General features: G+C 72.4%; 14 protein-coding genes. 8 read left to right on the forward strand and 6 right to left on the reverse strand.

The annotated features are described in order from the left end of the window. The first annotated feature begins 38 nt into the window (after positions 1-38). The 5 genes from B1759_RS13915 (at position 39) to B1759_RS13935 (ending at position 10,066) form a co-directional block, all read left to right on the forward strand. On the forward strand, positions 39-3,266 hold the full coding sequence (locus B1759_RS13915; protein ID WP_095515664.1) for an exodeoxyribonuclease V subunit gamma: 3,228 nt from the start codon (positions 39-41) through the stop codon (positions 3,264-3,266). Beyond that, a complete protein-coding gene (gene recB, locus B1759_RS13920) occupies positions 3,263-7,069 on the forward strand; it encodes an exodeoxyribonuclease V subunit beta (RefSeq protein ID WP_095515665.1) in 3,807 nt (1,268 codons plus the stop codon). The genes B1759_RS13915 and recB overlap by 4 nt, the downstream gene beginning before the upstream one ends. After that, a complete protein-coding gene (gene recD, locus B1759_RS13925) occupies positions 7,062-8,909 on the forward strand; it encodes an exodeoxyribonuclease V subunit alpha (RefSeq protein WP_095515666.1) in 1,848 nt (615 codons plus the stop codon). The genes recB and recD overlap by 8 nt, the downstream gene beginning before the upstream one ends. Before the next feature lie 2 nt (positions 8,910-8,911). Continuing rightward, a complete protein-coding gene (locus B1759_RS13930; RefSeq protein ID WP_095515667.1) occupies positions 8,912-9,391 on the forward strand; it encodes a hypothetical protein in 480 nt (159 codons plus the stop codon). A 63-nt stretch (positions 9,392-9,454) separates the two neighbouring features. Then, positions 9,455-10,066 carry a class I SAM-dependent methyltransferase gene (locus tag B1759_RS13935; protein WP_095515668.1) on the forward strand — a complete coding sequence of 204 codons (612 nt, stop codon included), beginning with the start codon at positions 9,455-9,457 and terminating at the stop codon, positions 10,064-10,066. 31 nt (positions 10,067-10,097) lie between these two features. Here the strand turns inward: B1759_RS13935 and B1759_RS13940 are convergent, their stop codons facing one another. The 4 genes from B1759_RS13940 to B1759_RS13955 form a co-directional block, all read right to left on the reverse strand. Continuing rightward, on the reverse strand, positions 10,098-10,640 hold the full coding sequence (locus B1759_RS13940; RefSeq protein WP_095515669.1) for a DinB family protein: 543 nt from the start codon (positions 10,638-10,640) through the stop codon (positions 10,098-10,100). A gap of 11 nt (positions 10,641-10,651) precedes the next feature. Beyond that, complete coding sequence (locus B1759_RS13945) at positions 10,652-12,325, reverse strand: sodium:solute symporter family protein (protein ID WP_095515670.1); 1,674 nt, start codon at positions 12,323-12,325, stop codon at positions 10,652-10,654. Between the two features lie 46 nt (positions 12,326-12,371). After that, on the reverse strand, positions 12,372-12,644 hold the full coding sequence (locus tag B1759_RS13950) for a DUF4212 domain-containing protein (protein ID WP_095515999.1): 273 nt from the start codon (positions 12,642-12,644) through the stop codon (positions 12,372-12,374). Between the two features lie 61 nt (positions 12,645-12,705). Continuing rightward, entirely contained in the window at positions 12,706-13,194 is a 489-nt protein-coding gene (locus tag B1759_RS13955; protein WP_095515671.1) for a cupin domain-containing protein, read from the reverse strand. Between the two features lie 76 nt (positions 13,195-13,270). Between B1759_RS13955 and B1759_RS13960 the strand changes: the two genes are divergently transcribed. Continuing rightward, on the forward strand, positions 13,271-13,810 hold the full coding sequence (locus B1759_RS13960; RefSeq protein WP_095515672.1) for a GNAT family N-acetyltransferase: 540 nt from the start codon (positions 13,271-13,273) through the stop codon (positions 13,808-13,810). Positions 13,811-14,063: 253 nt separating this feature from the next. Here B1759_RS13960 and acs read toward each other — a convergent pair whose 3' ends face one another. Then, on the reverse strand, positions 14,064-16,058 hold the full coding sequence (gene acs / locus B1759_RS13965; RefSeq protein WP_095515673.1) for an acetate--CoA ligase: 1,995 nt from the start codon (positions 16,056-16,058) through the stop codon (positions 14,064-14,066). Positions 16,059-16,677: 619 nt separating this feature from the next. Between acs and B1759_RS13975 the strand changes: the two genes are divergently transcribed. Together B1759_RS13975 and B1759_RS13980 are read left to right on the forward strand one after the other, a co-directional pair. Further along, the gene (locus B1759_RS13975) at positions 16,678-20,295 is read left to right on the forward strand and encodes a S8 family serine peptidase (protein ID WP_095515675.1); all 3,618 of its coding nucleotides are present in this window, start codon (positions 16,678-16,680) and stop codon (positions 20,293-20,295) included. Positions 20,296-20,448: 153 nt separating this feature from the next. Further along, positions 20,449-23,172, forward strand: coding sequence for a sulfatase-like hydrolase/transferase (locus B1759_RS13980; RefSeq protein ID WP_158225264.1), 2,724 nt, complete (start codon positions 20,449-20,451; stop codon positions 23,170-23,172). 453 nt (positions 23,173-23,625) lie between these two features. Here B1759_RS13980 and B1759_RS13985 read toward each other — a convergent pair whose 3' ends face one another. Beyond that, positions 23,626-25,377: an asparagine synthase-related protein gene (locus tag B1759_RS13985; RefSeq protein ID WP_143537395.1), complete on the reverse strand. Its 1,752-nt coding sequence runs from the start codon at positions 25,375-25,377 to the stop codon at positions 23,626-23,628. Positions 25,378-25,391 lie beyond the last annotated feature (14 nt).

The raw sequence follows: 25,391 nt of genomic DNA on the forward strand, positions 1-25,391 counted from the left end.
GCCGGGGCTAGCTTTGGGCCGGATCTCTTCGTTCATCTGTGCCCACGTCCTCTCCCGGTTTCCGCGTCGTCACGGCGTCTCGGCTGGAGCCGTTGTTCGACCGCATGGCCGACGCCATGCAGGCCGACCCGCTGCCGCCGCTGGCGCGCGAGACGATCGTGGTGGCGCAGAACGTCGGGTTGCGGAAGTGGGTCGAGCGGGCGCTGGCTCACCGCCTCGGCGTCGCCGCGAGCCTGGACCTGCAGTCCCCGCGTGGCGTGGCGACGACGCTCGCGCGGGCCCTGCCCGGTGCGGGGGCGGCCCAGGCTCAGCACCCCTTCGACTCGGGGCCGCTGGCGTGGCGCCTCGACGCCCTGCTCGGGACGCTTCCGGACGAGCCGGTGTGGGCCCCCATCCGCGCCTACTTGGACCGCACGGACGGCCAGACGATGCCGCTCGCGACGCGCCTGGCGACGCTCTTCGACGACTATCAGGTGTACCGCCCGGAGGTGCTCGCGGGGTGGGCTCGCGACACCGCGCCCCCGGCCGACTTCGCCCACGGGGTCTGGCAAGCCGAACTGTGGCGGCGACTCGTGGCCGATGCGGGTGGCAGCCGGGACAGGGCCAGCGAGATGCTCGCCCTGCTCGACGCCCTGGCCGATCCGGAGGAGGCCCTTCGGCAGACGTTCCCGGAGGTCCGGGTCTCCGTCTTCGGGGCACTGCTTTTCCCGCCGATCTACCTCCGCGTGCTCCACGCGCTCGCCCACCACGTTCCGGTGACGGTCTATGCGGTCGTCCCTGGCGACGCGGCAGGAGGCGAGAGCCATGCGCACCCCCTGCTCCGTGCCCTCGCCGGACGGACGCGCGATTACTGGGCCGTGACAGGGGGGCTCGGAGACGTACCCAGGGAGTCGCTCCCCGTCTCCGATCTCGGGGTGTCGCCGACGGCGCTCCACCATCTCCAGACGGCCCTCGCGTCGGACACGACGCCCACGACGACCGTCCCGGCCGACGGCTCGATCCGCATCCACGACTGTCACTCGGAGCGACGCGAACTGGAGGCGCTCCGCGACACGCTCCTCGACGCCTTCGCCGAGGTGGAGGGGCTGCGGCCGAGCGACGTGCTGGTGCTCGTCCCGGACCTCGACCGGTACGCCCCGCTGGTGGACGCCGTGTTCGGGGCCGAGGACGCCGCGCCGGACCTGCGGATTCCCTATCACGTCGTCGAGCACCCGCACGCTCCGGCGCTCCGTGTGGTCGAGGCGTTCAGCCGCGTCCTCCGGCTCCACGAGGGCCGTGTGACGGCCTCCGAGTTGCTCGACCTGCTGGGCACACCGGCCGTTCGGCAGGCCGCCGGGATCGACGCCGACGAACTGCCCCGGCTGCGGTCCTGGATCACCGAGTCCGGTGTCTGTTGGGGGCTCACGGCCGAGCGCAAGACGCGCTTCGGGCTCCCCGAGGACGACCTCCATACGTGGCGCTTCGGCCTCGACCGGCTCCTGCTCGGTGTGATGACGGGCGATGCGGAGGGGGGGCTCGTGCTGGGTCACCTGCCATGCGAGGCGGCGTCCGTCGACCCCGAACTGCTCGGGCGCTTCTGCGAGTGGGCCGAGGCGCTGTTCGCAGCGCTCGACGCCATCGACCGCCCGGCCCCCCTCGCCGACTGGCCCGGGCGCATCCTCAACTTCCTCGATGGCGTCTTCGACGCGCGGGAGGACGAGGAGTTGGAGGCGGTCGTGTTCCTCCGGAGCGAGGCCCTCGGGTTGGAGCGGCTGCGAGACCTCGTCGGCCATGAGGATGACGTGTCGTTCCGCACGATCCGCTCCCACCTCGACGGCGCCGCGGGCCGGCTCGAACGCCGCGAGCCGTACCTGACCGGCAAGGTCACGGTCGCGCATCCGCTCTCGCTCCGCCATGCCCCACACCGGGTGGTCGCCTTCCTCGGGCTGAATGACGGCGTGTGGCCACGACCCGAGACGGCGCCGGGCTTCGACCTGATCGTCCACGCCCCGCAGCCGGGCGACGCGTCGCCGCGGGAGCACGAGAAGCAACTCTTCCTCGACGCCGTCCTCTCGGCTCGTGACCGGTTGATCCTGAGCCACGTCGGGCGGAGCCAGAAGGACAACGCCGAGCGCGCGGCCTCCGTCTGCCTGGACGCCTTCCTGGACGCTGTCCGGCGTCACGTCGAGGACCCCGACCGGCTCGTCGTGCGGCACCGCCTCCAGCCGTTCGCGGCCGACTACTTCACGCCCGACGGGCCGCTCGCCAGCTACGCTGCCCAGCACCGCGTCCGCGGCGCCGAGGCGGAGCCACCGACCCCATTCCTGCGCCCCGACCAGCGGCTTCCTGCCGGCGACGATCTGGCGTCCGTGTCGCTCCGCGACCTCACCGGCGTCTGGGTCAACCCGAGCAAGCACGTCGTGCGCCGTCGTCTGCGTGTCTCGCTCGACCTGGACGAGGACGCCGTACGCGACGACGAACCGGTGACTCTCGACAACCTGCAGCGGTACCACCTCCGCGCGGCCGTCCTGGAGGGGCTCCTCGATGACCTCGACCCCGTGGCGCTGGCGGCTCGCATCGAGCGAGGCGGGATGCTGCCCGGCGGTGCGCCCGGTGCGTCCTGGCTCCGCCGGGCCATCGACGAGGTCGGGCCGGTCGCCGAGGCGGTGCGCGCGTGGGGACCGACGGCGCCGCTGGCTGTGGGTGCGGAAGCGGGGCCCGTGCGGGTGGTGGGCACGATCGCCGACGTGGGGGATCGGGGGGCGCTGCGCTACCGGGCTGGCAAGGTGCGCGGCAAGCACACCGTCGAGGCCTGGATCGACCACCTCGCGCTCTGCACGGTGCGCCCGGCCGTGACCTGCGTGCTCGGGATCGGCGACACCGCGCTCCACTTCGAGCCCGTCGCGGCCGACGACGCGCAGAAACTGCTCGAGGCGCTCGTCCGCGGGTACCGCCGGGCTCATGACCGCTCGCTCCCGCTCTACGAGAAGGCCTCGGAGGCGTACGTGGGGGCCCTCAGCCGGAGCTCGTGGGAGGACTTCACGGCTCGCGTTCTCGACCGAGGAGCCGCTCAGAAGCCGTTCGAGCCCCACGAGGGCGCCATGCGCAAGGCCCGCCGCCAGTTCTCCGACGCCTGGAACGACTTCACCGACGACGCCGACATCTACGTCGCGCTCGCCACCCGAGGCCGGGAGGACCCGTTCGTCCCCGAGGAGCACTTCGCCAAGTGGGCGCTCTGCCTCTGGGCGCCTCTGCTGACCTACAAGCGCGACGGGGTGCCGACATGAGCCAGGCCTCCCTCTTCGGCGACGAGCCGTTCACCACACCGGCTGCGGACGCACGGGGCGACGGCCTCAGTGACCCGGCTGGCTTGGCCAACGCAGCTCCTGGCGGGACGGAAGACGACGTACCGCCATTCGAGTACTGGGCCACTCCCGTCGAGGCCGGTCGGACTCTGGTCGAGGCCAGCGCCGGGACGGGCAAGACGTTCGCCATCGCCGGGCTGGTCCTCCGCCTGGTGCTGGACGGCGACTGGCTGGCGACTACGCCCGGCGGGCTCCCTGACCTGCGTCGCTTGCTCGTGGTCACCTTCACGAAGGCGGCCACGGAAGAACTGCGGACGCGCATCCGCCGCGCCCTGCGCGTGGCCCTCGCCGTCGCCCGCGACGAGTCCATCCCGGAGACCTCGCCGCTGGCGGGCGACCTGCCTCTGGTCGACCCGCTCCGCCCCCTGCTCGACCGGTCCGAGGCGGAGGGGCGGCTGCTCGCGGCCCTCGACCGCGTCGACGAGGCGGGCGTGTTCACCATCCACAGCTTCTGCCAGCGCGTCCTGAAGCAGGCGGCCTTCGAGAGCGGGACGCCCTTCGAGATGGAGTTCGTGGAAGACTCCGACAGCGACGCCCTGCGCGCCCGCGCCGCCGCCGACGCCTGGGCCTGCCTGACGCACGGCGACCCGCTGCTGGCGGCCCTCGCCGTCTCGCGCGGCCGAACGCCCGACGTGCTGATCCAGCACCACAAGAACACCGCCGACTTCCCGTCGGTCCGCATCCTGCCCGACACGCCGTCGCTCGTCGAGGCGCAGGCCCGCCTCGGGGAGGCGATGGGCACCCTCGCCGCGACGTGGTCGGCCGAGGCCGTCCGCGACGCGCTGGCGGAGGTCGAATGGAACAAGAGCGCGCCGCTCGATGGCCCGGAGGCAGCAGCGCTGGTCGCTCGCGTCGGCGCGTTCGCGCGGGGCGAGGACCTGGACGCGTTGCCGGCCGTCGAGACGTGCACGACGGAGGGGATTTACAAGGCCGGCAAGAAGACGAGCCAGGCCCGCAAGGACGCGCTCGACGCCGCCTCGACGGCCGCGCCCTTCCGCGCGTGCACCGAGGTGGTCGAGGCCGTCGGCGCGCTCGACCAGGCGTTCATCCGCGAGTTCGTGCTGGAGGTCGGCCGCCGCATCGAGGCCATCAAAGAGCGGCGCGGCCAGCTCACCTTCAACGACCTCATCACCCGGCTCCACGCCGCGCTCCACTCCGACGATGCCGGGCCGACGCTCGCGGCGGGCATCCGCCGCCAGTTCGCCGTCGCCCTGATCGACGAGTTCCAGGACACCGACCCGCTCCAGTACGGCATCTTCCGGACCGCCTTCGAGGGCCACCCGCTCTACTTCGTCGGCGACCCGAAGCAGGCCATCTACGCCTTCCGCGGGGCCGACGTGCACGCCTACCTCGGCGCGCAGCACGAGGCGACGCGGCGCTACACGCTGGGCACCAACTGGCGCAGCACGGCCGGGCTGGTCGAGGCCGTCAACCGCATCTTCGAGCGGCCGGCGCGGGCGTTCCTGTTCGACGGCATCCCGTTCCGCCGCGTGGCCTCGGCCCCGCACCACGCCGAGTCGGCCCTCCTCGACGGCGACCTGCCGCCACTGGTCTGGTGGCCGATGCCCGCCCGGGGCGACAAAGTGCCGGGCAAGGGGGAGGCGAGCGACCTCATTCCGCCGCTCGTGGCCGCCGAGATTCGCCGCCTGCTGGCCGAGGGACGGATGCGAGATGGAGACGCGGAGCGCCCGCTCCGCGCGGGCGACATCGCGGTGCTGGTCCCGTCGAAGTACGAGATCCGTGCCATCCAGGAAGCGCTGCAGGCGCTCGCGATCCCGGCCGTCGTGTCGAAGGCCCACGACGTGCGCGAGAGCGCCCAGATCGCCGACATCGAGCTGGTCCTGCGCGCCGTGCTCCGTCCGGACGACGAGCGGACTCTCCGCGCCGCGCTCGCGACCGAGACCTGGGGGTGGACTGCCGCGCAGATCGCCGCGCTCGACGAGGACCCCAAGCAGGTGGCCGCGCTCTCCGCCCGCCTCCGCGGATGGCAGAAGGCGTGGCGCCGCTACGGCGTGCTCCACGTGCTCACCGACCTGCAGCAGCGCGAGGGCGTCTTCGAGCGCATGCTGGCCTGCCCGGACGGTGAGCGGCGTGTGACCAACCTCCGCCACGCGGCCGAACTGCTCCACGAGATCGAGGCCGGCGGCGACCGCTCGCCCGAGGACCTGCTCCACTGGCTCCGTCACCGCATGGACCAGGCGCTGCCGTCGCGCGAGATGAAGGAAATCCGGCTGGAGCGCGACGACGACGCGGTCCAGATCACGACGCACCACAACTCGAAGGGGCTGGAGTACGAGGTCGTCTTCCTGCCGTACCTCTGGTCGCTCAGCCAGCGCGACTTCCAGCAGCAGGACACCGTCCTCGCGCGCACCGAGGCGGGCGTGGTCTACGACCTGGGCTCGCCCCAGGCGAAAGAGGTCGAGCGACTCCGCCAGGTCGACAACCTCGCCGAGCACATCCGGAAGGCCTACGTGACGCTAACGCGCGCACGCGAGCGGTGCTACGTGATCTGGGGACCGGTCAAGTCGGGCAGCGCGCGGACCGACGCGCTCTCGGGCCTGGGGTACCTGCTGAGCGGCCACGGCGCACCGTACGAGGGGGACCTCGCCGCGCACGTGGAGGCGGCGCGCAAGCAGGCGGGAGGGCCGGGTGTGTCGAAGGACGTGACTGACCTCGATCCCGAGGGCGCGGTCTCCCGGTTCGTCGAGCCGCCGGTGCCGGACGGACGCCCGATGGAACGCGCCGATGCGCCGACGGTCCGCCTCGACGCCCGCGACCTCGCCACCTGGGGCGACGGGCAGGGACGCGCGCGCGCCGTCGACGCCTGGCGGCGATCCAGCTTCAGCGCGTGGGCCCGCTCGGGCCGTGACACCGGGCACGAGACCAGCGGCCTGGCGGCCTCCGACGAGGCCGACGAGGAGACCACGCGGACGGACGTGCTGCCGACCGGGCTGCACGCCTTCGCGGCCGGGACCGGCCCGGGCACCTGCCTCCACGGCATCCTGCAACACGCCGACTGGCGTGAGGGCGACGATGCCGAGGCTGCCGCCGTGCGCAACCGCGACACGGTCACGGAGTGGCTCCAGACCTACGGCCTCGATCGGCGAGGGCGACCCCACCGCGCGCCCCTGGACCCGTCCGCCGAGGTCGTCGCGATGCTCGGCCGCGTCGCCCAGTCCCCGCTGTTCACCGCCAGGGACGGGACTCCGCTGCGCCTCGCGGACGCCGAGGCGGTGCGGACCGAGTGGAGCTTCACGGTGCCCCTCGGCCGCGTCGCGCCGCGCGCCCTCGCCGAGGTGTTCCGCGCGCACGGCTCGGACCCGTTCGGCCCGGCCTACGCCGACACGCTCTCCACGCTGGGCCGCGACGCCGTCGACGGCCTGATGGTGGGCGAGATGGACGTGGTGGCGCTGGCGGGCGACCGGTGGTGGGTGGTCGACTGGAAGAGCAATCGTCTGGGTGACGACGCGGCGGTCTACACGCCCGACGCACTCACCGGCACGATGCAGGCCCACCACTATGCCCTCCAACTCCATCTCTATCTCTACGGCCTGCACCGGTACCTGCGCTCCCGCATCACGGAGTACGCCTACGACACCCACGTCGGCGGCGCGACCTATGCGTTCCTGCGGGGCATGGAGACCCCCGGCGACGGGCTCGTGACGCATCGCCCAACCGCCGCGTTCATCGACGCGCTCGACCATCTCCTCGCGCCCGATGCGTAGGCTTCCTCTATCGGTCGTCCGCGACCTCGATGCGCTCGCCGAGGCCGAGGCGGTGCTCCCCATCGACCTCGCCCTGGCCCGCCTGATCGCCGGTCTCGACGCCGAGCACGCCGCGCCCGACCCGGCCCGTCAGCGGACGCTGGCGCTGGCGACGGCGCTCGTCTCGCGTGCCACCCGCGACGGCCACAGTGGGATTGCCCTGGTTGACCACGCGGGTGAGACCTTCCCCGAGGAGGAGCACAGCCGGAGCGCCTTCCGCGGGCTTCCCGAGATGCCAGCGCTCGACGTGTGGCGCGGTCACCTGGACGCCAGCCCGACGGTCGGCGGACCGGATGCGGGGTGCCCCCTGGTGTGGGACGGCGACCGGCTCGCGCTGCGCCGCCACTGGGACGCCGAGCGCCGCGTCGCGCGCGCTGTCCTCGGCCGCCTCGCTCCCGTCACCGAGGCGCCGTCGGAGGCCGCCCGGGCCGCGTTCGGCCGACTCTTTCCGCCTCGGGCGGATGGCCGGCTGGACCGACAGGCCCTCGCGGCGGCGGCCGCGCTGCGCCAGCGCGTGCTGTTCGTGGCCGGAGGGCCGGGCACCGGCAAGACCTACACGGCGGCCCGGCTGCTCGCCCTCGTTCTGGCCGACCGTCCCGCCGCGCGGGTGGCGCTCGCCGCCCCGACCGGCAAGGCGGCGTCCCGGCTGACCGACAGCATCGGGAGCGCGCTCCCCAGCCTCCCCGAGGGTCTCGCCGAGGCGGTCCCGGTCGAGGCGGTCACCCTGCACCGGCTGCTGGGGGCTCACCCCGAACGCGCGGGCTTCCGCCACGACGCGCGGAGCCCGTTACCCCACGACCTCGTGCTCGTGGACGAGGGCTCGATGGTCGACCTCCGCCTGTTCGATGCTCTGCTCGCCGCCCTTCGCCCCGACGCCGCGCTCGTCGTCCTGGGCGACCCGGACCAGCTTCCGCCGGTCGGCGTCGGCACGACGTTCGCGGATCTCGTGAGCGAGGGGACGGGACCCGCGCCGACCGACCTCGCGGCGTTCTGCGCGCGGCTCGGCCTGTCGGGCGTCCCCACGTCCGGCACCGCCTCCGCGCTGTCGGCCTCGGTCGTCGAGTTGACGGAGAGCCGCCGGTTCACCGCCGAGTCCGACGTGGGCACATTCGCCGTCGCCGTCCGTGAGGGGGAGGTCGAGGCCTCGCTCGCCGCGCTGCGCGAGCGCGATGCCCTCGCCCTGGTCGAACACGAGCCGGCTCGCGAAGCCCTTGCCTGGGCGCTCCCGTTTGCCCGCGAGACAGTCGCAGCGCCGACGCCCGAGGCGGCGCTGGCGGTGCTCGACCGGTTCCGCTTGCTCGCCGCCGTCCGCCGTGGGCCGCGAGGGGTCGAAGGGCTGAACGCCGCCATCGAACAGGCCCTGCGCGCGGAGAGGCGAATCCGCTGGAGTCCCTACGGACCGCGCGTGTACCGCGGTCGTCCGGTCTTGGTCACCGTCAACGACCCCGACACCGACCTGAAGAATGGCGATGTGGGCGTGTGTTGGGGCCGGGGGGAGGACCGCGTCGTGGTCTTCGCCGGGCGCGAGCCGGTCCCGTTCTCGCGCCTTCCGGCCCACGAGCCGGCATGGGCGCTGACGGTCCACAAGAGCCAGGGCTCCGAGTTCGAGGCGGTCGGCGTGGTGCTGCCCGAGCCCGGCACGCGGGGCGCGACCCTCGTCACGCGCGAACTCCTCTACACGGCGGCGACGCGCGCGAAGGCGTCCGTCACCGTGTTCGGCGAGGCGGCCGAGGTGGAGCACGCCGTCCGCGAGAGCCAGCGTCGCACGTCGGGGCTGGCGGCACGGCTGCGGGCTGACTGACGATGCCTGTCACGCCCTACCACGTCGGCCCCGGCGTGCTGCTCAAGGCCGTCGCGCCACGGGCTGTCTCCCTGACGGCGTTCGTGGGCGCCAACGTCGTCATCGACGTGGAGTCGGTTGTGAACCTGCTCACGGGCCGGTTTCCCGTCCATGCTACGCTCCACACGGTCGGGATGGCGCTCGCGGTGGGGTTGGCCGTCGGTCTCGGCACCGCCTGGGTCGGGCGCTGGCGACGATGGCGCGGCCCCGCGGGAGCGACCGGCCCCGCTCTCCTCGGCGGCGCGCTGGGTGGGCTCAGCCACTCGCTCCTGGACGGCATCATGCACGCCGACATCCGCCCCTTCCTGCCGCTGACCGCAGACAACCCGCTGTACCGCGTCGTCGGTCTGGACGTGCTCCACGGGGTCTGCGTCGTCACCGGCGTCGTGGGGCTGGTGGTCCTGGCATGGCGGAGGACGCGTCGGGCGCCCGAGGCGGACTGACGGACGGGCGGCGCGGTCGGGGAGCGCAGTGTGGGTATCTCAGGGGGAGCCGCCCCGACGCCCATGTGGTACGACCTCTTCTCGCTGGTCTACGACCGCGCCCTCGAAGACCTCTACGCGCCGTTCCGGCCTGCCGCCGTCGAGGCGCTCCACCTGACCGAGGGCGCCCGCGTCTTGGACCTGCCGTGCGGGACCGGCCAGAGCTTCGACCTCCTCGTCCCGGCGGTCGGCCCGTCGGGCACTGTGATCGGCGTCGATGCGTCGCGCGGCATGCAGCGGCGCGCGCAGCGGCGTGTCGACCGTGCCGGGTGGGACACGGTCTCGCTGGTCCATGCGGACGCAGCGGAGGCCGGCCCCGCACGCCTCGGCGTGGAGGGGGTGGACGGCGTCCTGTGCGCCCTCGGTCTGACGGCGCTGCCCGACTGGGAGGCCGCCTTCGAGCGGCTGTTCGAGATGCTCCGCCCGGGTGGGCGGTTCGTGCTGTTCGATGTCCACGCCGCCGAGCGGACCAAGGAGACGCGCTCGGTCGAGCTGGTGGCGCGGGCCGACCTGTCGCGGGAGGTGTGGCGCCCGCTGGAGGCCCGGTGCGCCGACTTCTCCCGCGAGGTCCTGCCCGCCGACCCGGCGCAGTTCGGCGGAGACCTCTACGTCGCGTCCGGGACGAAGGCCGGGTAGGCGAGTGCTCCCGCCTCGGCACCGAGGCGGGCTAGGGCGCGAGCGGCCCGCCGGGCGTGGCGATCCAGCGGCGCTTCGGCAGCGGACCATCGGCGTCGTCGTAGAACGCGAGGTCGGCGTCGCCGCGGGCCTTGGCGATCCAGACGATCTGGCCCGCGTGCATCGCGAAGTGCTCGACGGCGTGGTAGACCGCGTGGAGGCCCGTCGGCGTGCCGCCCTGGATCGAGTGCGTGGCGAGCAGGTCCGCCTCGGTGAGGGTGTCGAGCACCGCGCAGGCCTCGTCGACCGCAGCCCGGAGGTCGGCGACCACGGCAGCGCGCGACCGGCCGCCGGTGGTCGCGAACTCGGCGGGCCGGTCCCGGACGTCGGGCGCATCCCCCACCCCGGCGACGATCCACTGGCGCACGTTGCCCGCGAGGTGGACGCACAGCGTCCCGGCGCTGTTGGAGCGGTCATTGGGGCGCCACCACAGGCCGTCGTCGCCGAGCACGTCGAGGGCCGCCTCGATCTTGGGCAGCCACTCGCCGCGCAAGAAGGCCTGGGACTCGTCGAGGAAGAGGCGGTCGAGGGACATGGATAGATCGGCTAGGCGTTGGGCGCGGCGTCCCGGTAGGGCGTCCGGATGCGGTCGACCAGCCGCTGGACGTGCGGCGGCGGCGGGGGCGTCGCCAGGCTCACGCCGATGGTGAGGGCGAAATTGAGCAGCATCCCGACGACGCCGATGCCCTGGGCCTTGATGCCGAGGAACGACTCGATGATGGGCTCCGGGAAGAGGTCCGGCGCGATCACGCTCGCCCGCATCAGCACGATCATCGTGAACGTGAACGCCAGGCCGACCGACATCCCGGCGATGGCACCCTGGCGGTTGGCGCGGCGCCAGAAGATGCCCAGCACGATGGTCGGGAAGAAGCTCGCCGCCGCCAGCCCGAACGCAAACGCGACCACCTCGGCGACGAACCCGAGCGGGTAGATCCCCAGCACACCCGCGAACACGACCGCGACCAGGATCATCCAGCGGCCCACCTTGAGCCGCTGCGCGTCGTCGGCGTCGGGGTTGATGAGCTTGCCGTAGATGTCGTGCGCCAGGCTCGACGAGATGACGAGCAGCAGGCCGGACGCCGTCGACAGCGCCGCCGCGAGCCCGCCCGCCGCCACCAGGGCCACGATGAAGGCGCCGAGGCCGGCGATCTCGGGCGTCGCCAGCACGATGATGTCGCGGTTGATGGCGCCCAGGAACGCCGTCACATCGCCCCCGCTGGCCCCGATCGCCTGCGTGTCGATCAGACCCGTCGCGGCCCAGCTCTGGACCCACGGCTGCGCCAGGAACGCCGTCGGCCCCAGGTCCACGTACTGCTGCAGGATGGCCGTCTTGGCGAAGATGGCGATGGCCGGCGCGGTCGTGTAGAGGATCGCGATGAACAGCAGCGCCCAGAAGCCGGACCACCGCGCCGCGCGGGCGTTCTTGACGGTGTAGAAGCGGACGATCACGTGGGGCAGCCCCGCCGTGCCGACCATCAGGCAGAGCGTGATGCAGATCACGTTCAGCATGTCCGTGTTGACGAACGGGCTGGAGTACGGGTCGAGCCCTAGGTCCGCCTGCAACCCGTCCAGCAGCGGCAGCGCCTCGCCGATGGCGATCTGGGGGATCGGGTTGCCGAACAGCAGCAGCGCGATGGCGACGGCCGGGATTGTGTAGGCCACGATCAGCACGCAGTACTGGGCCACCTGGGTGTAGGTGATCCCCTTCATCCCACCGAGGACGGCGAAGAAGGCCACGATGGCCATCCCGATCCCCACGCCGACCTCGAACGGCACCTCCAGAAACCGGCTGAAGGCCACGCCGACGCCCGCCATCTGCCCGGCGACGTAGGTGAACGACACGAAGATGGCCGCGACGGCCGCCACCAGCCGCGCCGTCTTGGAGTCGAACCGCTCGGCCACGAAGTCCGGCACGGTGTACTGGCCGAACGTCCGCAGGAACGGCGCGATCAGGAGCGCCAGCAGCACGTAGCCGCCCGTCCAGCCCATCAGGTAGACGCTCCCGTCGAAGCCCTGGAAGGCGATGATGCCGGCCATCGAGATGAACGACGCCGCGCTCATCCAGTCGGCCGCGGTGGCGGCGCCGTTCGCGATCGCGGGCACGCCCTGCCCGGCGACGTAGAACCCGCTCGTGGTGCCGACGCGGGAGCGGACGCCGATGTACAGGTACGCGGCGAACGTCATGCCGACGGTCACCCAGGTCCACTCTTGGATTCCCATGTCTCGGTCGCGTGGGGTGTCCGCCTCGGTGCCGAGGCGGGGTGGGTCAGTGGTCGGCGGGGGGGGGCGTGTCGTCCTCGACCAGTCCGGCCCGGGCGTCGGCGCGGTCGGTCGTCCAGGCGTAGATCCAGATGAGCGCCACGAACACGAAGATGGAGCCCTGCTGGGCCATCCAGAAGCCCAGCGGCACGCCGCCGAACGAGATCTGGTTCAGCGCCTCGGCGCCGACGATCGACAGGCCGAACGCGACGACGGCCCACACGGCCAGCAGGATCGCGATGCGGCGGACCTGGGCGCGCCAGTGGTGCTCGGGACTCATGGGGGCGAGGAGGGACGTCGCGAGCATACGCAGGCGAACGCTCCGATGCACAGCCGCGAGTCTACTCCGGTCGCTCGGGTGCCGCGACACCCGGAGCGCCCCACTTCCAGACGACGAACCGGAGCGGCTCCGTGCCCGTGTTGGTGATGCCGTGCACGTCCCACGGCGCGGCGTAGAGCAGGTCGCCCGCCTCCGCGGCGCGGGTTTCGCCGTTGAGGTGCCAGGTGCCCGTGCCCTCCAGCACCATCAGGTACTCCTCCTCGGCATGCTCGTGGGGCGGGTGGATCTCTTGGCCCGGGTCGATCACGGCGACGCCCGCCAGCGCGTCCCGCGCGCCATAGCTCCCGCCTTCGAAGTACGTGTAGAACGCGCCCCAGTCCGCGTCGTCGCGGCGGGCATCGGCCTGCGAGACGATGGCCGAGCGCTGGGACATCGGTGCGACGGACACGGTAGAGGAGGCGCGCGTTGCGGTCGGCGGCGGGGCGGACGTGCTCGCGCAGCCCGTGACGAGCAGGGAGAGCGTCCAGAGGAGGTGGCGGGAGTCGAGCATGAGGGTGAAGCGAGGAGGCGCCAGAATAGACCCGCGGTCGCCAGAGGAGGATCGGCGCGACGTACCATGCTCAGCCATGACGCATCGCCTCGCTCGCCCCGACGACCTCGACGCCCTCCGCGCGCTCGCCGATGCGGCCATCGCCCAACTCCAGACGCCATTCCTCGACGCCCGACAGGTCGCGGCGAGCACGGTCCTCATGGGCATCGACACGCTGCTGATCGAGGACGGCACGTACGTCGTGGTGGAGATCGACGGGGCGCTGGCGGGCTGCGGCGGGTGGAGCCGCCGGGCGACGCTCTACGGCGGCGACGCCTCGCCGGGCCGGAGCCCCGCACTCCTTGACCCGGACAGGGACGCCGCGCGCATCCGCGCCATGTACACGCACCCGGACTACACGCGACGCGGGGTCGGACGGCGCATCCTCGCCGTGTGCGAGGCCGCCGCCCGTGCCGAGGGCTTCCGCCGCGCCGAGCTGATGGCGACGCTCGCGGGCGAGCCGCTCTACCGCGCCTGCGGCTACACCCCCATCGAGCACGTCGTCGACGACCGGGGCGGGGCCCCCGTCCCGCTCGTCCGCATGGGCAAGACGCTGACTGACGCACCCGCCGACTGACCCCGCCCGCCTCGGGAGCCCGGTCGACGCACCGAGACGGAGGGGACGACACTCCCCGACTCATCTCTCCCGCAGTGTCATCCTGAACCGAAGGTCGGCGCAGCCAGGATCTCAACTCGAACTCCGCGCCCACCGGGACCGGTGCCGACGGCTCAGAACGTCGCCGTTGAGATCCTTCGCTGACGCTCAGGATGAAAAGCGTGGAGGCCGGCTCTGCCCGCCTCGGCCCCGAGGCGGGCAGAGCCAGCCGCTCCTACTCGTACGCCCCGTCGTCCTCCGGCCGACCGCGCCGCCCGGTGATGAGCTTTTCCACCACCTCCGGCTCCGCCAGCGTCGACGTGTCGCCGATGCTGTCGTGCTCGCCCGTCGCCACCTTGCGCAGGATGCGGCGCATGATTTTGCCCGAGCGCGTCTTCGGCAGGCCTGCCACCGCGAACTGCAGGAACTCCGGCGTCGCGATGGGCCCAATTACCGTGCGGACGTGCTGGCGCAACTGCGCCCGGAGGTCCTCGCTCGGCGCATGGTCGGCGCCCAGCGTGACGTAGGCGTAGATCGTCTGCCCCTTGATGTCGTGTGGGATGCCCACCACCGCCGCCTCGGCGACCGCCTCGTGCAGCACGAGCGCGCTCTCGACCTCTGCCGTGCCCATGCGGTGCCCCGACACGTTGATCACGTCGTCCACGCGGCCCGTGATCCAGTAGTAGCCGTCGGCGTCGCGGCGGCAGCCGTCGCCGGTGAAGTAGGTGCCGGGGTAGGCCGTGAAGTAGGTGTTCACGAACCGCTCGTGGTTGCGGTAGACCGTCCGCGCCTGGCTGGGCCAGCTGTCGGTGATGACGAGGATGCCCTCGGCCTCGCCCTCCAGGACGTTCCCGTCCGCGTCGAGGACCTCCGGCTGGATGCCGAAGAACGGCTTCGTGGCCGAGCCCGGCTTCTGGGGCGTCGCCCCCGGCAGCGGCGAGATCATGATGCCGCCCGTCTCCGTCTGCCACCACGTGTCGACGATGGGGCAGCGGCCCTCGCCCACCACCTCGTGGTACCAGCGCCACGCCTCCGGGTTGATCGGCTCGCCGACCGTGCCGAGCACGCGCAGGCTGGAGCGGTCGTGCGCCGTCACGAAGGCGTCGCCCCTGGCCATGAGCGCGCGGATGGCCGTCGGCGCGGTGTAGAGGATCGTGACGCCGTGCTTCGCAACCACCTCCCACAGGCGCCCGGCATCCGGGTACGTCGGGATGCCCTCGAAGAACACCTGCGTGGCGCCGTTGAAGAGCGGCCCGAACACCATGTAGCTGTGGCCCGTGATCCAGCCTACGTCGGCCGAGCACCAGTACACGTCGTCGTCGTGGAGGTCGAACACGACCTCGTGCGTCAGGCTCGTGTAGACGCAGTACCCCGCCGTCGTGTGGACGACGCCCTTCGGGGTGCCCGTCGAGCCGGACGTGTAGAGGATGAACAGCGGGTCCTCGGCGTCCATCGGCTCGCACGGGCAGTCCGCCGAGGCGGAGGCGCTGGCCTCGTGGAGCCACACGTCGCGGCCCTCGTGCCACTGCACGTTGCCGCCGGTGTTGCGGACGACCAGCACATGACGGACGGCGGGCCCGTCGCCCGTTAGCTTGACGAGTGCGTCGTCTACGTTGGCCTTGAGCGCGATCGTCTTGCCGCCGCGGCGTCCCTGGTCCGCCGTGATCACCACCTCGGCGTCCGCGTCGCGGATGCGTCCCGCGATGGCCTCAGGGCTGAAGCCGCCGAAGACGACCGAGAAGATGGCGCCGATGCGGGCGCACGCCAGCATGGCGTAGGCCGCCTCGGGGATCATCGGCATGTAGATCATCACCCGGTCGCCCTTCGTCACGCCCAGGTCCTTGAGCACGCTCGCCATGCGCTGCACGTCGGCGAGCGCATCGGCGTAGGTGATGTGGCGGGCCTCCTGGGTCGCCGGGTCATCGGGTTCCGCGATGAACACGGTCCGGTCGCCCTTCCCGGCGGCGACGTGGCGGTCGAGCGCGTTGTGGCACGCGTTGAGCGTCCCGCCGCTGTACCAGCGGATGTGCACGTCGTCCGGGTCGAAGCTCACGTCCTTGACGGTCTCGAAGGGCGTGAACCAGTCCAGTCGCTCGGCCTGCTCGCGCCAGAAGCCCTCGTTGTCCTCGACCGATCGGCGGTACATCGCGTCGTAGTCGGCGGGGGAGGCGTAGTGAGCGCGGGCGCGGAAGGCCTCAGAGGCGGGGTAGAGGTCGGGAGCGTCAGACATGGGAAAAGGCAGTCGAGAGGGTCGGAGAGGATACGGGAGGGCTTCCGGCGCGGCGTGTCGGGATTCTCTCGCACTGGCCGTATCCGATGGGATCCGTCGATTTCTGGGGGGATCCCCGGCCCGCCCGCCTTGGCGGCACGCTGGCCGCGGGCATCCACCTGGTCCGCCTGGAGGGGGCCGGGACGGTCGTCTCGCGTCAGGCGGTGGTGGCGCGCCAACCCGGCATCGTCGGTCCCCTTCCGCCCGTGAGGCCGTCGGCGAGACGCGCAGGGGAGAGGACCGTATGCGCGGGCGTGGGGCACGGGGCGGACGTGGTCGCGCGCTGCGGTCTGGGCGCGGACATGCTCAGAGCCGGGTGAGGAGTAGGGCATTCCCCGGGGCGCGGAGAATGTTGTGCTCGGGCCGTCGTGTGAAGGGCGTTGGGGGGGAGCGCGATGTATCGTCGGCGCGCCGAGCCGAAGCCTCGGCGAAAGAGGTCGTTCGCGCTCGAAAGCGCTTGGTCGTGCTGGATGAAGAGGCGGGTCGAGCAGAGCCAGCGCTCTGCGTCTCCTGCCGTTCGGTTTCCCCACCCCTGGGCGTCGGCCTGGCTGCCGTGCCCACCTCACCTACTACGCACTCAATGCACCTTCCCTACCGAGTTCTGGCGCTTTGCGTCCTCGCCGCGCTCGCCGCGCCGTCGCAGGCCCAGGTCGCCGTCCCCCTCGCCGACGGCAGCGCCAGCACGTTCGACGCGCTCGCCGCGAAGGCCGCGCAGACCGGATCGGTCCGTGTCATCGTGACGCTGAACGTCCCGTTCGCGCCGGAGGGCTTCCAGACCTCCCTGGCCGCGCAGGCGCAGCGGGAGGGCATCCAGCGGGCGCAGGCCTCGCTGCTGGCCGGTCTCGACGCCCCCGCCAACGTGGTCGCGTTTCGGTTCACGCCCGCCCTCGGCGTGACGGTCTCCGGCGCCGACCTCGCCCGTCTCCGCACGCTCCCCGAGGTGCTCAACATCCAGGAAGACCTCCCGGTCCCGGCCGACGACACGCGCCTCGCATCCCCGATGCTCGACCAGAGCACGGTGCTCGTCGGCGCGACCGCCGCGCACGCGATGGGCTACGACGGCACAGGGTACGAGGTCGCCATCCTCGACACCGGCGTCCAGAGCTCGCACCCGTTCCTCGCGGGCAAGGTCGTCGCTCAAGGGTGCTTCTCGACGACGGGCACGGCGCCCTCGGTCTCGCTCTGCCCGAACGGGCAGGCCTCGCAGACCGGTACGGGCGCAGGTGTGAACTGCAGCGCGACCACCTGGGGCAGCGGCTGTGATCACGGCACGCACGTGGCCGGCATCGCGGCGGGCGACCAGACCGGCGCCTCCGGGCCGCTGGTCGGCGTCGCGCCGGGCGCGGGCGTCGTCGCGGTGCAGGTGTTCTCCGGGTTCACCACGACGGCGAACTGCGGCTCGGCCGGGACGCCCTGCGTGCTGTCCTACAACACGGACCAGATCCTGGGCCTGGAGTACGTCTACGACCTGGTCGTGAACCAGGGCCGCAACATCGTTTCGGCCAACATGAGTCTGGGCGGTGGGCAGAACGTCGCCACGTGTGACTCGGACTCCCGCAAGACGATCATCGACAACCTCCTGTCGGTCGGTGTCTCCACGGTGATCTCGTCGGGCAACAACGGGTACCAGAACGCGACCGGCACGCCGGGCTGCATCTCGACGGCCGTCACGGTCGGCTCGACGACGAAGACGGACGGCGTGTCGAGCTTCTCGAACATCGCGCCGTGGATGGACCTGTTCGCGCCGGGCTCCGCGATCACCTCGTCGATCCCGACCAACGCCTACGCGTCCTACAACGGCACGTCGATGGCTGCTCCGCACGTCGCGGGCGCCTTCGCGATCCTCAAGCAGCGCTACCCGACGGCCACCCCGGCGGAGCTGCTGAACCGGCTCACGGTCAGCGGCATCCGGATCGCGGCGGGCACGCCCTCGGCGCGCTACCCGCGGATCCAGATCGACGACTCGTTCCTGGACAACCCCGCCTTCGCGACCGCGACCGCCTCGGTCAGCGCGACCGTCCCGGTCGGCGGGTCGGTGTCGAAGGCCGTCACGCTGTCCAACACGGCGGCGCCGGGCGCCCTCGACCTGCAGTACGCGGTCACGCTCCGCAACGTCCAGGACCAGACCGGCACCCCGGTGTCGAACGCCTGCACGGCGGGCCAGGAACTGATCCAGGCCTCGCGGACCAACTTCACGGTGGCTCAGGCTGGCGGCCAGGAGCTCGGCCAGAGCTTCACCACGCCCTGCACGGGCACGCTGACGAGCATCTCGCCGGCCATCTTCGCGGGGGCCACCCCTGGCAGCACGTTCACGGGCACGCTCCGCGTGTACCAGGGCGCGGGCACGACTGGCACCCAGCTGGCAGCCGTCCCATTCTCCGCGACCAACCAGTCGGCCGAGTACTACCTGCAGATCAACCTGCCGACCCCGCTCACGGTGACGTCGGGCCAGGTCTACACGTGGTTCCTCGACCTGACCGGCACCGGCGCCACGAACAACACCCGGATGCTGTTCGCGAGCGGCACCAACCCGTACTCGGGCGGTGCGCTGTACTTCGTGACCAACGGCAACCCGGTCCCGGCGACGGCGTCCTCCGCCAATGACGTGCAGTTCAAGGCCGGGTTCGGCGCGCCCTCGCTGTGGCTCTCCCGGACCCCGGCCACGGGCACGATCGGCGCGGGCCTCTCGGAGACGATCACGCTGTCCATGAACGCGACTGGCTACCCCGTGGGGACCTTCACCGGCGACCTCGTGGTGACGACCAACGACCCCGCCCTGGCGTCGGTCACCATCCCGGTCTCGATGACCGTCAGCGCCACCGGCGTGGTCAACTCGCTGATCACGGGCACCTCCGGGTACCGCTTCCTCGGCCCGCCGGCCTACGGCGTCACCGTGGACGACCTCGCGGCGCAGAACCTCGTGCGCGGCGTGCCGGGCTACTACCCGTCGGCCGACCCGGCCAACCTGTTCACGTCCTACGACGCCGCCACGTCCTCGTGGGTCGTGTCCGCCGGGACGGGCGAGGTGCTGCAGCCGGGCCTCGCGTTCCGCTGGTTCATGTACGACAACACGGCGGGCAACCCGGCCATTAGCCAGTCGGTGAAGCTGCCGTTCACGGTCTCGACCACGCGGCCGGTCAACACGTCGCCGGTGCGCGTCCGTCTGCAGACCGAGGGGAGCCGGTTTAACATGCTCGCCAACCCGTTCGGCTACGACCTCGACCTGACCAGCATCGCGTCGTGGCAGGGGGCCGACAACCTGGTGCCCGGCACCCCGGTGTGGACCTACGACGAGGTCACCCGTGCGTGGGTCGAGGGCGCGCCCTCGGTCGCGCCGTGGCAGGCGTTCCGCGTCCGCTCGAAGGGCACCTCGCCCAACAAGCAGCGCGTGTTCGTCATCCCGTCGCCGAGCACGCCGCTGCTCGCCGCGCGCACGGCCCCGGCCGAGCAGATCGCGTTCACGCTCTCGGGCACGGATGCGGACGGCATGGCGATCGGCGACCGCGCCCTGACGGTGTCGTTCTCGGACGAGGCCCAGGCCGCGTTCTCGGTCGAGGAGGACGTCGAGAAGTTCCAGGTGCCCGCCCAGGCGTACGCCCTGATCGGCGCCCGCGTCGGCGGCCAGTTCGTGGGCCGCGACGTGCGTCCGTTCACGCACGCCGAGATCCCGCTGGCCGTCGAGGCTCGCGGCACCGAGTCCGTGTTCACGCTCTCCTGGAACGCGTCGGCGCTGCCCGTCGGCCTCCCGGTGGTGCTGGTGGACCTCGTGACCGGCGAGGAGGTGGACGTCCGGTCGCAGTCGTCGGTGCAGTTCGCGGTCGCCCCGCGCGCGGCGCTCGCCGACGTGCCGAACGCCGACCTCGCCGACGGGGCAGCCGCGACGGACCGATTCGTGCTGCGGATCGGCTCGGGCACGGCGTCGGCTGAGGCTGCGCCGAGCGCCGTCGAGCTGACGGCCATCGCCCCGAACCCGTCGTCGGGCTCGGCGCGCGTGTCGTTCGCGCTGCCCGAGGCGGGCGCGGTGCGCCTCTCAGTGGTCGACGTGCGGGGCCGCGAGGTCGCCGTGCTGGTGGACGGCCCGCTGGCCGCCGGTCGCCACGAGGCCCGCCTCGGCGGTACGCTGGCCGCGGGCGTCTACCTGGTCCGCCTGGAGGCGGCCGGCACGGTCGTCTCGCGTCAGGCCGTGGTCGTGCGCTAGCACGTCCGCCGGAGTCCTCGATGAGCCCCGCTGACGCCCGCCGTCGGCGGGGCTCTTTGGTTTTCGCCGGGAGTGGACGCGATGGAGCCGGCACCCGGGTGTCGGACGAAATGGCCGCCCGTATCCTTCGCCTCAGCATTCCCCACATATCGGATGGTTTCTCGCATGCTGGCGGCGCTGGCCGTCGTCCTGGTGCTGGCGCCCTGCGTGGCCGCGCAGCCCAACGTGATCGTGATCGTGGCCGACGACCTCGGCTTCGGCGACGTCGGCTACAACGGCGCCGAGATCGCCACGCCCCACCTCGACCAACTCGCGGCCGAGGGCATCGTGCTGGACCGCTTCTACACCTCGCCGCTCTGCTCGCCGTCGCGCGCCGGCCTCCTCACGGGCCGCTACGGCCTCCGCATGGGCATCGCCGAGCCCGTCACGATGGCCGACACCGTCGGCCTGCCCCAGGCCGAGACGACCCTCGCCGAGGCCCTCCAGGGCGCCGGCTACGAGACCGCCATGGTCGGCAAGTGGCACCTCGGCGACGCCTGCCACCAGCACCCCCGCGCCCACGGGTTCGACTCGTTCCTCGGCGCCGTCAGCGGCGGCGTCCAGTACTGGACCCGGCAGACGAGCGAGGGCCTCGACTGGTGGCGCGACTACTCGCCGGAGGTGACCGAGGGCTACACCACCGAGTTGATCGCGCAGGAGGCCGTCGACATCCTGTCCCGACCACGCGACGGGCCGCTGTTCCTCTACCTGCCGTTCACCGCTCCCCACACGCCGCTGCAGGCGCCCGCGGCGGATCTGGCGCTCTACGACCACCTGCCGGAGCCGCGCCGCACATTCGCGGCGATGGTGACGAACCTGGACCGGGGCATCGGGCAGATCATGGACATCGTGCGCGCGTCGGGCGAGCCGACGCTGGTGTGGTTCCTCTCGGACAACGGGGCCATTGAGGTGTTCGGTGGCGACAACGGCGCGCTGCGCGGCGGCAAGGGCCAGAGCTGGGAGGGGGCCGTCCGGGTGCCGTCGGTGGTGTGGTACCCCGCCTGGGGCACGCGCACGATCCAGCACCCGGTGTGGTACCTCGACGTGCTGCCGACCCTCCTCGGTCAGGTTCCCGGCGCGGCACAGCCACTCCTTCCCCTCGATGGCACCGATCAGAGCGCCTACCTCGCCGGGGCTCCGCCTTCCAGCGACCTCCTCAACCGACGCCTGTACACGTACCGCCGGATGAGGGACGGCGGGCACTGGCGCGGCGCCCAGACGGCCCGCTGGAAATACCACGAGAACGTGAGCAGCTCGCGCACTCGCCGCTACGTGTACGCCATCGACCGGGACCCGATCGAGGAGCGCAACCGCTACGGCCGGGAGCCCCGCGTGGCTCGCGAGTTCAGCGTCGAGGCGGAGGCCTTCTCGTTGCTCACTCCATCCTGGGCGTCGACCGACACCACGCTTACGACGGTCGACGTGCCGAACCTGGCCGAGTGTGCGGCCAACCCGGCGCGCATCGCGACGGTGATCGACGGCCCGGCCGGGGCGCGCTACCTCGGCCCGCCCGCCGAGGGCCTCACCGTGGACGACCTCGCCGCGCAGAACCTCGTCCAGGGTGTGCCCGGCTACTTCCCCGAGGCGACGCCGGTGACCCTCTACACTGGGTACGACGCCACAACGGGCGACTGGGTGCCCTCCGCCGGAGCGGGCGAGACCCTCCGCCTCGGCCACGCGTTCCGGTGGCAGATGGTGGACGGCGAGGCGGGCGACCCCACCGTCTCGGTCTCGGTCCCGCGTCCGTTCTCGCTCGGCACCGGCCGGCCGGCCAACGAGACCGACGTGCGGATCGTGCTCGACACCGGCGGGAGCCGCATGAACCTGCTCGCCAACCCGTTCGGCGTACCGCTCGACCTGGGCACCCTCGCCACGTGGGATGGCGCCGACAACCTGAGCCCCACCAGCCCGGTCTGGACCTACGACCCGGTCGCCCGGACGTGGGAGGAGGCGAGCGGTGTGATCGGCCCGTGGGAGGCGTTCCGCGTTCGGGCGAAGGGCCCACGGGTCTCGGGGAGCCTGCGCACCCTGCGCATCCCGTTCTCTGCGACCGCCCCCACCTCGACGCCCCGGACGGCACCGACGCCGGGGCTTCGGTTCACACTGTCCGGTGTCGATGCGGAGGGCGTCCCGGTCGCGGACCGCGCCCTCTCCATCCGCTTCGAGGAAGGCGCCCGCGACGGGTTCGACGCCGAGGAGGACGTGGAGAAGCTCCAGGTACCCGCCGAGGCGTACGCCCTGATCGGGACGCGCGTCGGTGGCGCCTTCGTCGGGACCGATGTGCGGTCGTTCGCCGATGCCGAGATCCCGCTCGCCATCGAGGCCCGCGGGACGGCGGCGAGGGCCACGCTGGCGTGGGACGCGAGCGCGCTCCCAGCAGGGCTGCCGGTCGTGTTGGTGGACCTCGCGACGGGCACCGAGACCGACGTGCGGACCCGGTCGAGCGTCACGCTCGACCTCTCCACACGGACCGCTCATGAGGAGATCCCGCTCCACGACCTCGCCGACGGGTTGGCCGCGGCCGACCGATTTGTGCTCCGCATTGGCACGCCGCGGGTCTCGGCCGAGGGGGCCGTGACGGAAGTGGTCCTGGAGCCTGTGGCGCCGAACCCCTCCTCCGGCTCGGCTCGGGTGGCCTTCGCGCTCCCCGAGGCGGGCTCGGTCCGGCTGACGGTGGTCGACGTCCGAGGGCGCGAGGTGGCCCTGTTGGCCGAGGGGCCGTGGGCGGCCGGGCGGCACGAGACCCGCCTCGGCGCCGCGCTGGCGGCAGGCGTCTATGTGGTCCGACTCGAAGCCGGGGGGACCGTCGTCACGCGTCAGGCGGTGGTCGTCCGCTGACCGGAACGAGAGAGCCCCGCCGTCGACGCAGGTCGGCGGCGGGGCTTCAGATGTCCCGTCGAAGCAGGGGAGCCGTCTACGCGGAAGGCTCTGCTACGAAACGTAGAAGTTGGGATTCTCGTTATTCTTCGGCGCGGCGCCGCCACCGGTCTCGTCGGCGAGGTGAATGGAGTCGATCTGGGGAGGGGACCAGGGGCGGCGATGAGGGGCAGCGGTGCGCTGCCGCGCGACCTGTTTGCCGTCAGACGAACTCGGGCCCGTGTAACCTGAGGGTGCTGGCATGGGGGGGAGGGAAGGGAACGAGTAAGTACGCGTCAGAGAGGCTCCACCCTGTCGTGAGATCCCACTGTTCGAGTCCGAAATCTTTTCGGGGGGCAGACACCTGCGGATAGAGGGCCCGTGGGAGGATCGGCCGAGCCTGGCGCGAGGTATGGGTCGGCAAGGAGAACGAGCCTAACGTCTTAAAAGTGCTCCGATCCCCAGGTATCGAATCCCGTCCAGTGAGACCACTTCCCAGGGCGTCGGTGCGACAGGGAGGGCACGGACGGCAGCACGCAGGCGGTCGACATCGACGAAGGTGGCGCGATCTGCCACCGCGGCGGGCGTCAGCATGGGCCCCACCCGGCGGAGAGCATCGGCCTGGGCACGGAGCAGGGTCGCGTTCCACGACGGCTCGCGCTTGCCGCCGAGGCGGACCGCGTCTGGCACCAGCCCGGCCAGGGCTTCGCGGAACGGCCTGCGGCGCAGGCGGTCGCGGGTGGCCCAGGCCTCGGCGGGAACGCCCAGCGCGACGGCCAGCACGCGGCGGTCCAGGAGCGGGTAGCGGGTCCGGATGCCCACCTCGGCGCCCGTCAGCGCCCACGACCCCGCACGCGCGCCGAGGTGGCCGCGCCGGAGGAGCCACGCGGCGTAGCCATGGGGATCGGAGGGGGGCGGTGCGAGCGTGGGGAAAGTGGCCTGCCGGAGCCATTCCACACGGGCGAAGGTGTCCTGCTCGCCTCGGAGCGCGCCCTCCCGGAGGGCATCGAACGACGGCTCGGGTCCGCTGACGCGTCGGGCGGCTCGGTACGTGCGGAGGCGTCGGAGCACCTCGACCGGATCGCGCAGCGCACGCTCGGCGACCGGCCCCCAGCGGCCCGTCCGCAGCAGGTGCGGCGTCACGAGCCGTCGCCCGCTGAAGCTGGCGGCTTCGTCGCCCCCCCAGCCGGAGAGCAGCAGCCGCGTGCCTCGCACCTCGGCCTCGCGCAGCGTCGCCGCGTTGGGCGCATGCATCACGTGGGGCTCGCGGGTCGCGTCTCCGGTGAGCGTGGCGAGGATGTCGTCGGCAGTGGGCGGCGCCCAGACGAGGGGGAGCCCCCACCGCTCGGCCGTCGCCGCGACGGCGGCCTGGTCGACCTCGGGCGGACCGACGGGTGCCGGTAGCCACGAGTAGGCTGTGGGCGAGGCGAGCCCGCGCTCCGCGAGGGCCTCCGCCGCGAATGCCGTCACCGCCGACGAGTCGAGCCCGCTCGAGAGGTGGGTGCCGACTGTCCCGGGCGGTGCGTCCGCGATCGCCTCGGCAGTCACCTCGCGCAGGACGGCTCGGAGCGCCTCCCCGATCTCCTCTACGCGTCGGAACGGAAGGCGCGGGAAGGCCTCGGGGGACCAGGTCCGGTCCTCCCGCGCGCCATCGGCGTCGACGGTCAGACGGTGGCCGCCCTTCAGGCAGGCGACGGCGCGGAGGGCGGTGCGGCCGACCGTCTCAGGCTGAAACAGCGGGTCGAGGAAGACGGCCGCCAGCATGTCCTCGTCGAGCGCGTCCGGCACGGCCGGGTCGGTGAGGACCGCCCGCACATCGCCCCCGAGGACGATCTGGCCGGGGCGGTGGGCGTACACGAGGGGGCGGAGCCCGACCGGGTCGCGGTGGGCCACGACGGCCTGTTGCCGTCCGTCCCAGACGGCGAACGCGAACGCCCCCCCCAGGCGGTCGGCGGCTTCGGCGCCCCAGCGGCGGACCGCCGCGAGTACGAGGTCGGCGTCGGTCTCCACGCCCGTCGTGGGCAGGCCGAGCGCGCGGCGGAGGGCGGCGACCTCCATCAGGTCGAGGTCTGCGTAGAGCAGGTGGACGCCGTCCTCCCCGGCCCAGGTCTCCAGTGACACCGATGCGGCGGCCAGGGGCCCGCGTACGGCGTCGTCGCCCGGACGGAGGGGAGCGGAACGGGACACCGTCACGGGGCGAG

It is taken from the genome of Rubrivirga sp. SAORIC476 (assembly GCF_002283555.1).
In the GTDB taxonomy this organism is placed as follows: domain Bacteria; phylum Bacteroidota; class Rhodothermia; order Rhodothermales; family Rubricoccaceae; genus Rubrivirga.